Raw genomic sequence first — 13,059 nt, forward strand, 5'->3', positions numbered from 1 at the left:
ACCCGTTCACACCTTCGCCAGCCCCCTTCGGGCCCTTTTCCGCGACGCGCCGGTCGCAGACCGGTGACCTGCTGGAACGCCGTGGAACCAACCCGTGTGGCGCTCCTTCCTGACACCCGTTCACCTCATTTTTGACGGTCCATCAGGAAGCGGGTTCGGTCGTGTGCCACTTACCTCGGTAAGGCAGGGGCGTGACCGACGCAGCGGCACTTGGGGGTGTCGCGGGCCGCGCCCCCTCGGAGGAGCAAGCACGATGCGACGTACCGCCCGGATGCTGACCGGTACCGCGCTCGCCGTCGCCGCCGCGGGTCTCGCCACGGCGCCCGCGTACGGCGGTGAGACCGGAAGGCTGGAGGTGTTCCCCTCGACCGTCGTCCCGGGCGCGGGAGTCACGGTCAACACGGCGGCGTGCGGCGCGGCCGCCGCGGCGGCGGGCGATGCCAGCGCGGTCGGCGCCGGCACGTTCCCGCTGGCCCCGAGCGCTCACGAGAACGACGCGATCGGACAGTTCCGGGTGCCGCCCAGCGCTCAGCCGGGGACGTACGAGATCGTCGCGCAGTGCGCGGGCGGCAAGCAGGTCACGGGTGACCTGATGGTGACCCTGACGTCCACGCGCGAGCAGGTCCAGCCGCGCGGACTGGTGAAGACGGGGGTCGGTGGCGCTCTGGGCACCGATCCCGTGCAGACCGCGGCGGGAGTGGCGGCCCTGGCCGTCGCCGCCGCGGGCGGTACCTGGCTCCTGCATCGCCGGGCGAGAGGCGACGGGATCTGACGGACACCCTCCGCCGTCCGTCCGCCGGTACCGCCGTCCCCTCCCCCTCCGTGGCCCGACGCCCCTCGCGGCCCGGAGGGGGAACGGGACCCGACCCGACCCACCCACAAGGATCCAGGAGAGAGCGCGGCCTTGGACATATCCCGCCAGGAGGCTCACGTGCGCCCGGTCAGCAACACCGCGATAGCGTCCGTCACCGTGGTCGCCCTCTGTTCCGGCGCCTTTCTGCTGCACAGCGGCGCCGAGACGAACGCGCCGCCCCAGCCGTCCGCCGCGCAGGCGGCGGCACCCGGCGCCGGTGACCGGCGGCCCGCCGCGCCCGCCGTGCCCGCGCTGCCGCACTCCCCGCCGGAACGCATCCGCATACCCTCGATCCGCGTGGACGCCCCCCTGATGGGTCTCTCGCTCACCCCGCAGGGCAGCCTGGGCGTCCCGCCCGCGGAGCAGAAGAACCTCGCCGGCTGGTACGAGGCCGGCACCACACCGGGCGAACGGGGCACCGCGATCGTCGCGGGACACGTCGACAACTCCGAAGGCCCCGCCGTCTTCTACGACCTCGGCTCCCTGAAGAAGGGCAGTGTCATCGAGGTGGCGCGCCGCGACGGCGGCACGGCCGTCTTCACCGTCGACTCCGTCGAGGTGTACGACGCCCGTGACTTCCCCGACGACAAGGTGTACGGCGCCGCGCAGCGCCCCGAGCTGCGCGTCATCACTTGCGGCGGCGGGTATTCGAAGACGACCGGGTACCAGGGCAACGTCGTCGTCTTCGCCCATCTGACGGGGAGCCGCGCGGCCTGACCGACGGCGCCCGTGTCGTCCGGCGACGGAGGGTTGGTGTGGAAGGGGCAGTCCTTCTCCCCGGCTTGAGTGTTGGGGCCTCGGCCGGGAGCTGGGAGGGCCCTGATGAGGCCGATGGCCAGAGTCCGCGTCGCTGCCGTGTCAGCCATCGCCCTGAGCGGCGGGTTCACCACCACGCAGGCGCGGGCGGACGATCCGGACGAGTTCTTCGAGAAGGTGGCACCCGCGACGGTGCAGGTGCTGGCCGGCGGCACCGGCGTCGTCTGCGACGCCGAGCAGGGGCTCATCCTCACCAACGACCATGTGGTCGCCGGTCAGACCTCGCTCCAGGTCCGTATCGAGGACGGTGGGCCCGTGCCCGTGCGGGTCGTCGCGGCCGATCCCTGCGAGGACCTGGCGATCGTGAAGCTCGCCACCCCGCAGGACGATCAGGGAAGTGGAGTTCGGCGACAGCGGCAACCTCGAACAGGGCGACGAGGTGTCCGCGCTGAGCGACCCCGACTTCGCGTCCTGCTTCCCCGGGCAGGAGACCGAGGCGACGAAGCTTCAGAAGGCCATCACCGCCAAGGGGATCGACGGCGTCCAGGTGACGAGCGTGGACGGCCACTCCGTGGCCGCCGAGGCGAACATGACGGCCGGTGACGTGATCACCGACATCAAGGACACGAAGGTCACGACGGTCCCGCAGGTGTGCGACATCCCCCAGTCGTCCGCACCGGGCGAGAAGGTCGACCCGCTCGGGGCGTACACGAGCGACACGGAGTTCCAGGACGGGACGTCCGCCAAGGCCGGGGGCACCTGGAGCGCCACCGTCACGCTCGGCCGGTGACCCCCGTCCGGGCCGGACGCCTCCCCGCCGCTAGGCGATCCACTGCTGGTAGGCCATGTTCGCGACCAGCGCGAACACCACCGTCAGCAGCACGACGCGGACGAACCCGCTGCCCTTCTTGAGCGCGGTGTGTGCCCCGACGGTGCCGCCGACCAGATTGAAGACGGCCATCAGCGCGGCGAGCTGCCAGTGCACCGTGCCCTTCCAGGCGAAGGTCGCGAGGGCACCCGCGTTGGTGCAGCAGTTGACGATCTTGGCGGTGGCGGAGGCGGTCACCAGGTCGAGGTGGAGGAGCGCGGTGAGGGCGAGCACGAGGAACGTGCCCGTCCCGGGGCCGATGAGCCCGTCGTAGAAACCGATGCCGAGGCCCGCCAGCCCGATCGCGGCGAGGACGCGGCGCGCGGAGACGGGCGTCGTCGGGGGCGCCGTGCCGAAGGCGGGCCGGAGGATCACGAAGGCGCCGACACCGAGCAGGACGACCATGACGACCGGCTTGAGCACGTCCGTGCTCAGCCCGGCCGCGACGAACGCGCCCGCCGTGGAACCGGCGAGCGCCGCGAGCCCGATCCGCACCGCGAGGCGCACGTCGACGGGCGCCTTGCGCGCGTACGTCACCGCCGCGCCGGTCGTGCCGACGATCGCCACCGCCTTGTTGGTGCCCAGCGCGTACGCCGCCGGGGTGCCGCTCGGCAGTCCGAGCAGCAGCGCGGGAAGCAGGAGCAGCCCGCCGCCGCCCACCACGGCGTCGATCCAGCCGGCCGCCAGCGAGGCGAGGCACAGGACGACGACCATGGTCAGCGATATGTCGGGCATGATCGCGACCCTACGGACGAGGTAGATGTGCCGTCCATCGATCCGGTGAACCTTGAGCGACTTCTGAGCTTCAGCGCACCGAGTCCAGATAGCGCAGGACCGCGAGGACCCGGCGGTTCCCGGTGTCCGACGGCGGCAGGTCCAGCTTCACGAAGATGTTGGCGACGTGCTTCTCGACGGCTCGCTCGGAGACGGTGAAGGCGGCGGCGATCGCGTGGTTCGTGCGGCCCTCGGCCATCAGCGCGAGGACCTCCCGCTCCCGGGGGGTGAGCGTGTCCAGGGCGCCCGCCCGGCGGCTCGCGCCGAAGAGCTGCGCGACCACCTCGGGGTCGAGGGCCGTGCCGCCGCGGGCGACACGCTGCATGGCGTCCACGAATTCGCCGATGTCGACGACGCGTTCCTTCAGCAGATAGCCGAACCCGGCGGGTTCGCGGAGCAGTTGCGCCGCGTACGTGGTCTCGACGTACTGCGAGAAGACCAGCACCCCGGTTCCGGGGTGGTCCGCGCGCAGCCGTACGGCGGCCCGCACCCCCTCGTCCGTCTGGGTGGGCGGCAGCCGGATGTCGACGACGGCGACGTCCGGCCGGTGCTCGGACACGGCCGTCAGCAGCGCCTCCGCGTCCCCCACGGCGGCGGCGACCTCCACCCCGCGCAACCGGAGCAACTGGGCCAGCCCGTCGCGCAGCAGGGCGGAGTCCTCGGCGATGACGACGCGCATATGACCTTCCGGATCAGTAGGGCAGTTCGACCGTGACCACGGTAGGACCTCCGGGCGGGCTGTCGCAGGTGAGCGTGCCGTCGACGGTACGGGCCCGGGTGCGCAGCCCGGTCAGGCCGGATCCCGCGCCGATCACCGCTCCTCCGCGTCCGTCGTCGCGCACGGTCAGCCGCAGCAGTCCGTCCCGGGCGGTCACGGTCACGGCGGCGGCGCTCGCCGCGCTGTGCTTGGCCGCGTTGGCGAGGAGTTCGGCGGCGCAGAAGTACGCGATCGACTCGACGGCCGGGCTGGGCCGGTCGGCGATGTCGGCCCGGACCTCGACGGGCAGGGCGCTGTCCGCGGCGAGGGTGGCCAAGGCGGTGTCGAGTCCCTGGTCGAGCACGGGCGGGTGGATGCCCTTGACGAGGTGGCGCAGGTCGGCGATGGCCTGGGTGGCGTTGCCCTGCGCGGTGTCGACGACCGTGAGGAGCTGTTGCGGGGTGGCTCCCGTGCCGATCAGCTCCTTGATCATCGTGAGGTGCATGGCGAGGCCGACGAGCCGGGCCTGGGTGCCGTCGTGCAGATCGCGTTCGATCCGGCGCAGGGTCGCCGCCGCGTCCTCGACCGCCTGCGCGCGGGTCTCCTCCAGGGTGCGGATGCGGCGGTCGGCGGCGTCGGGTCCGAGCAGCGCGGTGAGCAGGGCGCGGTGCGGGGCGAGGGCGTGGCGCAGCAGCCAGGACGCGGTGGCGAGGAGGAGCAGCCCGAGGGCCACGGGGATCAGCCAGCGGGGCCAGGAGTCGACCTGGAAGCCGAAGAACTCCAGTGACACGCGGTGTTCCGTGCCGTCCTCGGCCCGCCGGGTGTCGTAGTTCCAGTTCTTCAGCACGGGGTGCAGGGTGAGCAGGACGCCGTATACGTAGCCGATGACGACGGTGACGAGTCCGAAGACCGCGGTGAAGGGCGTCGCCAGCGCGCAGGCGACGGCGCGCCATCCGCCACGGTCGGCGAGCAGGGCCCGGCGCCAGCCGAGGATGCCGCTGCCGGTGCGGCGCTGCGGGTCCTCGATCTCCAGCCCGAGCAGCCGTCGTGCCAGCGCGCGTTGCAGCCCGCCGAGCGCCAGCGCTCCGCGCACGGTGACGGCGATCAGCCACAGCCCGAGCGTGGTGATCGACAGGACGCCGCCGACCAGCAGCCCCACGAGGGTGAGGACGAAGCCGCCGAGGGCGAGCGGGAAGGCGATCAGGCCGTAGAGGAGGGCCGCAAGGGCTCGCCGCCCGAACGGGAGGGCGAGCACGGCGCGGAGCTGGTTCATGGGATCAACCTAGAAGTCGCGGAGAGGGCCGGGTCTCTCGCGGGGCGGTCACGGCAGGAGGGCCGACGCGACACGGAGCTGGACGGCCGCCATGCCACGGCCGAGCCAGGGCATGACCAGCAGGAAGCCGAGGCCGCCGACGACAGCGTGGAAGGTCCAGGCGCCGGCGAAGGTGGGCCCTCCCCAGGCGTCCGCGTAGTCGGAGCCGGCGCGCAGGGGCCAGCCCAGGTTCATCGGCACCAGGGACCAGCCGTATGCGGTGACGGCGAGGACCAGCAGGTTGAGCGGGGTCGCGAGGAGCGCGTGGGTGAGGCCGCCCGAGGAGCCGCCCGGGCGGGCGCCGAGGAAGCGGCGCAGCAGACCGCGCTGCCAGCGCCCGGTGGGAGCGCCCAGCAGCGACAGCGGCACGCACGCCACGCCGATCGGGAAGGCCAGCAGCGCGTAGGCGACGCGGCGCCAGGTGCCCGCGGTGAAGGGTTCGCGGACGAACCGCCAGACGCGTACGGCGGTGTCGTCGTGTGCGGGCGGCGGCTGGAGTCCGCGGACGGCGGCCATGGTGGTCCCCCTGTGGGTGAGCTGGTGTGGTCCGGCACCTCAAGGGTCGCGTGCACGGGCGGCGCGTTCGATGGTGCCCGCACGGAGACCGGGGGTTCGGTCAACCCCACCTCCGCCGCTCCCGGCCGGGCGGGCCGAGGCCGCACGTCTGCTCCGGCCGGACGGGCGGCGACCTCACACCCGCACCCGTCGCGGCTCCGGAACCTCACATCCGCTCCGCGTCGCACGACCCGAAGCCTCACACCCGGGGTCCGGTGCCGCTGAGGGCAGCGTTCCTCGCGGGAAACAGTCGTGATCCTGCCGGGTAACACCGGCACCGCACCGTGTGGTCATGACCTCGAATACGCGTGTGGTGGTGATCGGCGCCGGGCTCGCGGGCGTACGGCTCGCCCGGCGGCTCGCGGAGCTCGGCGCGTCCGGCGGCCCCGCTCTCGTGGCGCCCGGCGGCCCCGCCGCGCCCGGCGTCTCCGTGGTGCTCGTGGGCGAGGAGGAGCACGCACCGTACAACCGCGTCCTGCTCGCCGAGGTGCTCGCCGGGCGCTACGCGCCCGAGGTGATCGCCCTCCCGGCGCCGGGCGGCCTGGTCCGCGCCCGGGTCACCGGCATCGACCGGGCCGCGCGCACCCTGCGCTGCGCGGACGGCTCGGAGATCGCATACGACACGCTGGTCCTCGCGACGGGCTCGAACCCGGTGCTCCCGCCGCTGCGCGGACTGTTCGCGCAGGGCGGTCACGAGCTACCGGAGGGCGTCCACGCGTTCCGCACCATGGACGACTGCCTGGGCCTGTCGAAGGCCGTGCGGGAGGGCACCCGCGCCGTGGTGATCGGCGGCGGACTCCTCGGCGTCTCGGCCGCCCGCGCCCTCGCGGCGCGCGGCGCCCAGGTGGTGCTGGCGCAGCAGTCCGAGCGGCTCATGGAACGCCAGCTGGACCCGGCGGCCTCCCGCCTGGTCCACCGGCACCTGACCGACCTCGGGGTCGAGGTGCACACCGAGTGCCGGGTGCGTGACGTGCGCTGTGTCGGCGGCGCGGTCCGCTCGGTGGAGATGGCCGACGGGTACGCCCTCGACGCCGACCTCGTCGTCCTCGCCTGCGGTGTCCACCCGCGTACGGGACTCGCCCAGCAGGCGGGGCTCGCGGTCCACAAGGGAATCCTCGTCGACGACGAACTGCGCACGTCCGACCCGCACATCCGGGCCATCGGCGACTGCGTCCAGTACGGCGGGACGGTCTACGGTCTGGCCGCTCCGGCCCTCGAACAGGCCGACGTGCTGGCCGGGCTGATCGCCGCCGAGGCCGCGGACGCGGGACGAGCCGCGGTCGCGGACACCCCGGGCGCCGAGGCCGGCTCCGGCGCCGCGGACGCTCCGCGTGCCCGGGCGCACCCCGCCGCCCGCTACACGGGGACCCGGTCACTGACCCGGCTCACCCTCGCGGACGGCCGCGCCCCCTTCGACCTCGCCGCGTTCGGCGAACCCGACCCCCGCCCCGGGGACGACGTCGTCCAGCTCACCGACGCCACCCGCGGCACCTACCGCAAGGTCGTCGTCCGCGAAGACCGGGTGGTCGGCGGCGTGCTCGTCGGCGACCTGGGCACCGTCGGTGCCCTCGCCCGCGCCTGGGAGGGAGCGGAGCCGCTCCCCGGGGACGGCGCACCACTGCTCCACCTGCTCACCAACGACGGAGGCTCCTGATGTCCATGGACACCCCCACGATCGTGCTCGTCGGCCATGGCATGGTCGGCCAGCGCTTCCTCGAAGCGCTCGCCGAGCGCGGGCTGACCGCCACGCACCGCGTGGTCGTGCTCTGCGAGGAGCCCCGCCCGGCCTACGACCGGGTCCAGCTCACCTCGTACTTCTCGGGCCGCACCCCGGAGGAGCTCTCCCTCACCGGGACGGAGTTCATCGAGGAGCACGGCATCGAGCTGCACCTCGGCGACCCGGCCGAGTCGATCGACCGTGCGGCGCGGAAGGTCACGGCCCGCTCGGGTCTGACGGTCGCGTACGACACGCTGGTCCTGGCCACCGGCTCGTACCCCTTCGTGCCGCCGGTCCCCGGCAAGGACGCCGAGGGCTGCTTCGTCTACCGCACGATCGAGGACCTGCTGGCCATCGAGGAGTACGCGAAGGCGCGGGCCACGACCGGCGCTGTGGTCGGCGGCGGACTGCTCGGGCTGGAGGCGGCCGGCGCCCTCAAGGGGCTCGGACTGTCCACGCACATCGTGGAGTTCGCGCCCCGGCTCATGCCGGTGCAGGTCGACGAGGGCGGTGGCGCGGCGCTCCTGCGCACCATCGAGGACATGGGTCTGACGGTGCACACGGGCACCGGCACGCAGGAGATCGTCACCGGGGACGACGGCGCCGTGACCGGCATGCGGCTGTCCGACGGCTCCGAACTCCCCACGGACCTCGTGGTGTTCTCGGCGGGAGTGCGTCCCCGGGACCAGCTGGCCCGCGACACCGGGCTCGCGGTCGGCGAGCGCGGCGGCATCACGGTCGACGCCCAGTGCCGCACCTCCGACCCGCGGGTGTTCGCGATCGGTGAGTGCGCCCTCGCCTCGGACGGCCGTGTGTACGGCCTGGTCGCGCCCGGCTACGAGATGGCCGAGACCGTCGCCGCCACGATCGCCGCCGACGAGGCGAGCTTCACCGGCGCCGACCTCTCCACCAAGCTCAAGCTCCTCGGCGTCGACGTCGCCTCCTTCGGCGACGCGCACGGTGCCACCGCGGACTGCCTCGACGTCGTCTACGCCGACTCGCGGTCGGGCACGTACAAGAAGCTGGTCATCGGCCGGGACGGCGCGCTGCTCGGCGGCATCCTGGTCGGTGACGCGGAGGCCTACGGCACGCTGCGCGCCCTGACCGGTTCGGTTCCTCCCGTCGCGCCCGAGCAGCTGGTGCTGCCGGCGGGCGCGGGCGCGCCGGTCGCGCTCGGCCCCTCCGCGCTGCCCGACTCCGCGGTCGTCTGCTCCTGCCACAACGTCACCAAGGGCACGATCCGCGGCGCGGTCACCGAGCACTCCTGCACCACGGTGCCGGAGGTCAAGAAGTGCACCAAGGCGGGCACCGGGTGCGGCAGTTGCGTCAAAGTGCTCGGCCAGCTCGTCAACGACGAGCTGGAGGCGAGCGGTGTCGAGGTCGACCACGGGCTGTGCGGCTGCTTCGGGCAGACCCGCGAGGAGCTGTACGAGATCGTCCTCGCGCTGCGGATCACCTCGCACCAGGTGCTGCTCGACCGGCACGGCCGCGAGGAGGCCCGTGGTGGCGAGGGGTGCGAGATCTGCAAGCCGGCCGTCGGCTCGATCATCGCCTCCCTCGCGCCGACGATCGGCGCGGACGGGTACGTCCTGGACGGGGAGCAGGCCGCGCTCCAGGACACCAACGACCACTTCCTCGCCAACCTCCAGAGGAACGGCTCGTACTCGATCGTCCCGCGCATCCCCGGCGGCGAGATCACTCCCGAGAAGCTCATCGTGATCGGCGAGGTGGCCCGGGACTTCGGGCTCTACACGAAGATCACCGGCGGCCAGCGCATCGACATGTTCGGCGCGCGCGTCGAGCAGCTGCCGCTGATCTGGGCGCGGCTGGTGGACGCCGGCTTCGAGTCCGGTCACGCGTACGGAAAGTCCCTGCGCACCGTCAAGTCCTGTGTGGGCCAGACCTGGTGCCGGTACGGCGTCCAGGACTCGGTGCGCATGGCGATCGACCTGGAGCTGCGGTACCGGGGGCTCAGGTCCCCGCACAAGCTCAAGTCGGCGGTGTCCGGGTGCGCCCGCGAGTGCGCCGAGGCGCAGTCCAAGGACTTCGGCGTGATCGCCACCTCCAGCGGCTGGAACCTGTACGTCGGCGGCAACGGCGGGGCCACCCCGCGCCACGCGGATCTGCTGGCCCAGGACCTGAGCGACGCCGAACTCGTGCGCCTGATCGACCGGTTCCTGATGTTCTACATCCGCACCGCCGACCGGCTGGAGCGCACCTCCACCTGGCTGGAGCGGATCCCGGGCGGCCTCGACCACGTGCGGGACGTGGTGGTCCACGACTCGCTGGGCATCTGCGAGGAGCTGGAGTCGCTGATGTCGGCGCACGTGGCGAACTACCGCGACGAGTGGGCCGAGACCATCAACCACCCCGAGAAGCTGGCCCGGTTCGTGTCCTTCGTGAACGCCCCGGACACCCCCGACCCGGTCGTCGGGTTCATCCCCGAGCGCGACCAGATCAAGCCCGACCTGCCGCTGCTGACCATCGGCACCCGTCCCCGAGCTCTCGGCTCCGCTCGAGCAGGGGAGACCCCGTTCCTGGAAGGAAGCGCCCAGCGATGACCCTGGCACCCGAGACGACCACGGCCCTCAAGCTCCAGCTCCTGCTGGAGGACGGCTGGTTCACGGTCTGCGACCCGTCCCTGCTGACCCCGGGCCGCGGAGTCGCCGCACTGCTGCCCGACGGCCGTCAGGTCGCGCTGTTCACCGACCGCGCGGGGCGGACGTACGCCGTCGACAACCGCGACCCGTTCACCGGTGCGGCGGTGCTCTCCCGCGGTCTGACCGGCACCCACCGGGGCCGCCCGTTCGTCGCCTCCCCGCTCCTCAAGCAGCGCTTCGACCTGGAGTCGGGACGCTGCCTGGACGACGACTCGGTCGGCGTGGCGGTGTACGAGGTGCGCGCCGCCTGACCGGCCACCACCCCTTCTTGACCGATCGTTCTTGAATGGCTTACGGTCTCCTGCATGGCCAGGACCAAGGAGTTCGACCCGGACGCCGCGCTGCGGGCAGCCCTGGAGCTGTTCTGGCGGCGCGGCTACGAGGCGACCTCGATGGCCGACCTGGTCGAGCACCTCGGCATCGGCCGGGCCAGCCTGTACGCGACGTTCGGCAGCAAGCACGAGCTGTACCTGAAGGCGTTCGACCGGTACGAGCAGACGGGACTCACCCGGATCGTGCAGGAGTTGTCGCAGCCGGGCCCCGCGCTGCCGGCCGTGCGGGCGCTCGTGCGGAGCTACGCGACCGAGGCAGCCCATGAGGAACTGCGCCGCAGCGGCTGCCTGGTCACCAACACGGCGGCCGAACTCGCCCCGCACGACCCGGCGTCCGCCCGGCGCGTCGAACGCAACTGGGACCAGCTGGAGACCGTCCTGCACACGGCGCTGGCGCGCGCCCGGGCCCAGGGCGAACTGCCCCGGGGCCGCGATCCGCTCGCCCTGGCCCGCATGCTCCTGGTCCTGATGCAGGGCCTGCGGGTGGTCGGCAAGGCCTCGTCGGACCCGGCCCGCGTCCGGGACGCGGCGGAGCAGGCCCTGGCCCTGCTCGACTGAATTCCGCGCCCTCCACCGGAGGGCCTTTTCCTCGTCCTCATATTGAAACGATCGGTCAAAAAAGGGGAGACCATGATCACTCGGAGCACCGGCAACCGTTTCACCGACCGGACCGCCCTCGTCACGGGCGCCGGGTCCGGCATCGGCCGCACCACGGCGCTCGCCCTCGCCGCGGAGGGCGCCCGGGTCGTCGTGGCGGGACGGCGGGCGGAGCCCCTGGCCGAGACCGTCCGGCTGATCGAGGAGCAGGGCGGCAAGGCGCTCGCGGTGACGGCGGACGTCTCCCGCGCCGCCGACGCGGAGGAGTCGGTCCGGGCCGCCGTGGAACACTTCGGCTCGCTCGACGTGGCGGTCAACAACGCGGGTGTCTTCCGGGGCGGCCGGCCCCTGGCCGACCTGGCGGAGGACGACTGGCACACCCAGCTCGGCATCAACGTCACCGGCGTGTTCCTGGCCCTGCGGGCCGAGATCGCCCGGATGCGGACCCAGCCGTCGGGCGGCGCGATCGTCAACGTCTCCTCCACGTTCGGCGCGCACACGGCCTCCGCGGGTGCCGCCGCCTACTCCGCGACCAAGGCCGCCGTGACCGCGCTCAGCCGCGGTGCCGCCCTGGACCACATCCGGGAGGGCGTCCGCATCAACGTCGTCAGTCCGGGCGCCACCGCCACCACCATGTCGCTGCGTCCCGGTGAGACCGAGGCGGGACGCGCGGAGCGGCTGCGGCACGACCTGCCGCTCGGCCGGGTGGCGCGGACCGAGGAGGCGGCCGCGGCGATCCTGTATCTGGCCTCGGACGACGCGGCCTCGACGGTCGGCACGGACCTGGTGCTCGACGGCGGCGGCTCGCTCTGACCCCGGGCCCGCCCCGTCCCGGCCCACCGGCCGGCCCTCTCGGCCCGGGTGTGCCGCGCGCTCAGGCCGTCACCCGGGCGCGGGCGGCCGGCAGGTCGCGGGGCCGGGCGCCGTCCCGGCCGCGGGGCAGTTCCCGCGGCCGCCGGCGTCACGCCTCGATCGCGTCGTAGGTGACGCCCGTCAGCCGCTCCGAGGCGGCCCAGAGCCGCTCCCCCGCCCGGTCGTCGCGGGTCCACGGCGCCCGCCACGACGGCGCGGGCGCGCCCCGCCACATCGCCAGCGACGGGCCGGTGAAGGAGTCGGGCGCCACCCGGGGAGCGGTGGCGGCGTACAGCGAGGGCAGCGCCCCGGCCTCGGCGCTCTGCGCGAAGAGCCGGTTGCCGGCCTCCATCAGCCGCTCGGCTCCCTTGCGGCCCTCCATCCTGGGCCCGGCGGCCTGGAGGTTGGTGGCGGCGTAGCCGGGGTGCGCGGCGGCCGCGACGACGTCCGAGCCGGCGGCGGCCAGCCGACGCGCCAGCTCGTGCGTGAACAGCAGGTTGGCGGTCTTGGAGCGGGCGTAGGCGATCCACTTGCGGTAGCGGCCGCGCTCGCTGTCCAGGTCGTCGATGTCGATGTTCGCCAGCGCGTGCACCATGCTCGACACGGTCACGATCCGCGCGCCGGGCGTCCGCAGCAGCGCGGGGAGCAGGAGCCCGGTGAGCGCGAAGTGCCCCAGGTGGTTGACGCCGAACTGGGTCTCGAAGCCGTCGCCGGTGCGGCCCTCGGGCAGCGCCATGACCCCGGCGTTGTTGACGAGGAGGTCGAGCCGCTCGTACACGCCCGCGTACCCGGCCGCGAACTCCCTGACGGAGGCCAGCTCACCGAGGTCCAGCGGCAGGAACTGCACGTCCGCCGCGGGCACTTCCGAGACGAGCCGCTCGCGGGCCGCGGTGCCGCGCGCCGCGCTCCGGCAGGCCAGGACCACCCGGGCGCCGCGCCGGGCCAGCTCCCGCGCGGTCACGAAACCGAGGCCGCTGTTGGCCCCGGTGACCACGGCGGTGCGCCCGCTCTGGTCGGGGATGTCGCCCGCGCTCCATCCGGTCATGACGGATTCCCTCTCCGGTTCCCGCGCCCTCGACGATCACG

General features: G+C 73.4%; 13 protein-coding genes and 1 pseudogene. 9 read left to right on the plus strand and 5 right to left on the minus strand.

What is annotated here, in order from left to right; all coding sequences use genetic code 11:
- Positions 1-253: 253 nt before the first annotated feature.
- The 4 genes and pseudogenes from ACZ4IF_RS02900 to ACZ4IF_RS02915 all read left to right on the plus strand — a co-directional run bounded on the left by ACZ4IF_RS02900 (position 254) and on the right by ACZ4IF_RS02915 (position 2,399).
- Positions 254-772, plus strand: a complete 519-nt coding sequence (locus ACZ4IF_RS02900) for a hypothetical protein (protein WP_028804553.1) — start codon at positions 254-256, stop codon at positions 770-772.
- A 159-nt stretch (positions 773-931) separates the two neighbouring features.
- Positions 932-1,570 (plus strand): class F sortase, encoded by a 639-nt coding sequence (locus ACZ4IF_RS02905; protein WP_467559936.1) that lies wholly within the window; start codon positions 932-934, stop codon positions 1,568-1,570.
- Positions 1,571-1,684: 114 nt separating this feature from the next.
- A pseudogene (locus ACZ4IF_RS02910) lies at positions 1,685-1,936 on the plus strand (trypsin); the annotation flags it as partial.
- A 70-nt stretch (positions 1,937-2,006) separates the two neighbouring features.
- On the plus strand, positions 2,007-2,399 hold the full coding sequence (locus ACZ4IF_RS02915; RefSeq protein ID WP_467558970.1) for a PDZ domain-containing protein: 393 nt from the start codon (positions 2,007-2,009) through the stop codon (positions 2,397-2,399).
- Positions 2,400-2,429: 30 nt separating this feature from the next.
- Here ACZ4IF_RS02915 and ACZ4IF_RS02920 read toward each other — a convergent pair whose 3' ends face one another.
- From ACZ4IF_RS02920 to ACZ4IF_RS02935, 4 genes are all read right to left on the minus strand, one after another.
- Positions 2,430-3,212, minus strand: coding sequence for a sulfite exporter TauE/SafE family protein (locus ACZ4IF_RS02920; RefSeq protein WP_028804556.1), 783 nt, complete (start codon positions 3,210-3,212; stop codon positions 2,430-2,432).
- A 70-nt stretch (positions 3,213-3,282) separates the two neighbouring features.
- Positions 3,283-3,930, minus strand: a complete 648-nt coding sequence (locus ACZ4IF_RS02925) for a response regulator transcription factor (RefSeq protein WP_467558972.1) — start codon at positions 3,928-3,930, stop codon at positions 3,283-3,285.
- A 13-nt stretch (positions 3,931-3,943) separates the two neighbouring features.
- A complete protein-coding gene (locus tag ACZ4IF_RS02930) occupies positions 3,944-5,221 on the minus strand; it encodes a sensor histidine kinase (RefSeq protein ID WP_467558974.1) in 1,278 nt (425 codons plus the stop codon).
- Between the two features lie 48 nt (positions 5,222-5,269).
- Positions 5,270-5,776 (minus strand): hypothetical protein, encoded by a 507-nt coding sequence (locus ACZ4IF_RS02935; protein WP_467558976.1) that lies wholly within the window; start codon positions 5,774-5,776, stop codon positions 5,270-5,272.
- A gap of 331 nt (positions 5,777-6,107) precedes the next feature.
- On the opposite strand from ACZ4IF_RS02935, the gene ACZ4IF_RS02940 reads away from it, so the two are divergent.
- The 5 genes from ACZ4IF_RS02940 (at position 6,108) to ACZ4IF_RS02960 (ending at position 11,934) form a co-directional block, all read left to right on the plus strand.
- The gene (locus ACZ4IF_RS02940) at positions 6,108-7,469 is read left to right on the plus strand and encodes an NAD(P)/FAD-dependent oxidoreductase (RefSeq protein ID WP_467558978.1); all 1,362 of its coding nucleotides are present in this window, start codon (positions 6,108-6,110) and stop codon (positions 7,467-7,469) included.
- Positions 7,469-10,093: a nitrite reductase large subunit NirB gene (gene nirB, locus ACZ4IF_RS02945; RefSeq protein WP_467558980.1), complete on the plus strand. Its 2,625-nt coding sequence runs from the start codon at positions 7,469-7,471 to the stop codon at positions 10,091-10,093. Before ACZ4IF_RS02940 ends, nirB begins: the two co-directional genes overlap by 1 nt.
- Positions 10,090-10,443, plus strand: a complete 354-nt coding sequence (gene nirD, locus ACZ4IF_RS02950; RefSeq protein WP_359487464.1) for a nitrite reductase small subunit NirD — start codon at positions 10,090-10,092, stop codon at positions 10,441-10,443. Before nirB ends, nirD begins: the two co-directional genes overlap by 4 nt.
- A 54-nt stretch (positions 10,444-10,497) precedes the next feature.
- Positions 10,498-11,082: a TetR/AcrR family transcriptional regulator gene (locus ACZ4IF_RS02955; RefSeq protein ID WP_467558982.1), complete on the plus strand. Its 585-nt coding sequence runs from the start codon at positions 10,498-10,500 to the stop codon at positions 11,080-11,082.
- A 72-nt stretch (positions 11,083-11,154) separates the two neighbouring features.
- A complete protein-coding gene (locus ACZ4IF_RS02960; protein WP_467558984.1) occupies positions 11,155-11,934 on the plus strand; it encodes an SDR family NAD(P)-dependent oxidoreductase in 780 nt (259 codons plus the stop codon).
- Positions 11,935-12,082: 148 nt separating this feature from the next.
- On the opposite strand, the gene ACZ4IF_RS02965 is transcribed toward ACZ4IF_RS02960, so the two are convergent.
- Entirely contained in the window at positions 12,083-13,018 is a 936-nt protein-coding gene (locus ACZ4IF_RS02965) for an oxidoreductase (RefSeq protein WP_467558986.1), read from the minus strand.
- Positions 13,019-13,059 lie beyond the last annotated feature (41 nt).

The organism is Streptomyces sp. NPDC025784 (assembly GCF_055558435.1).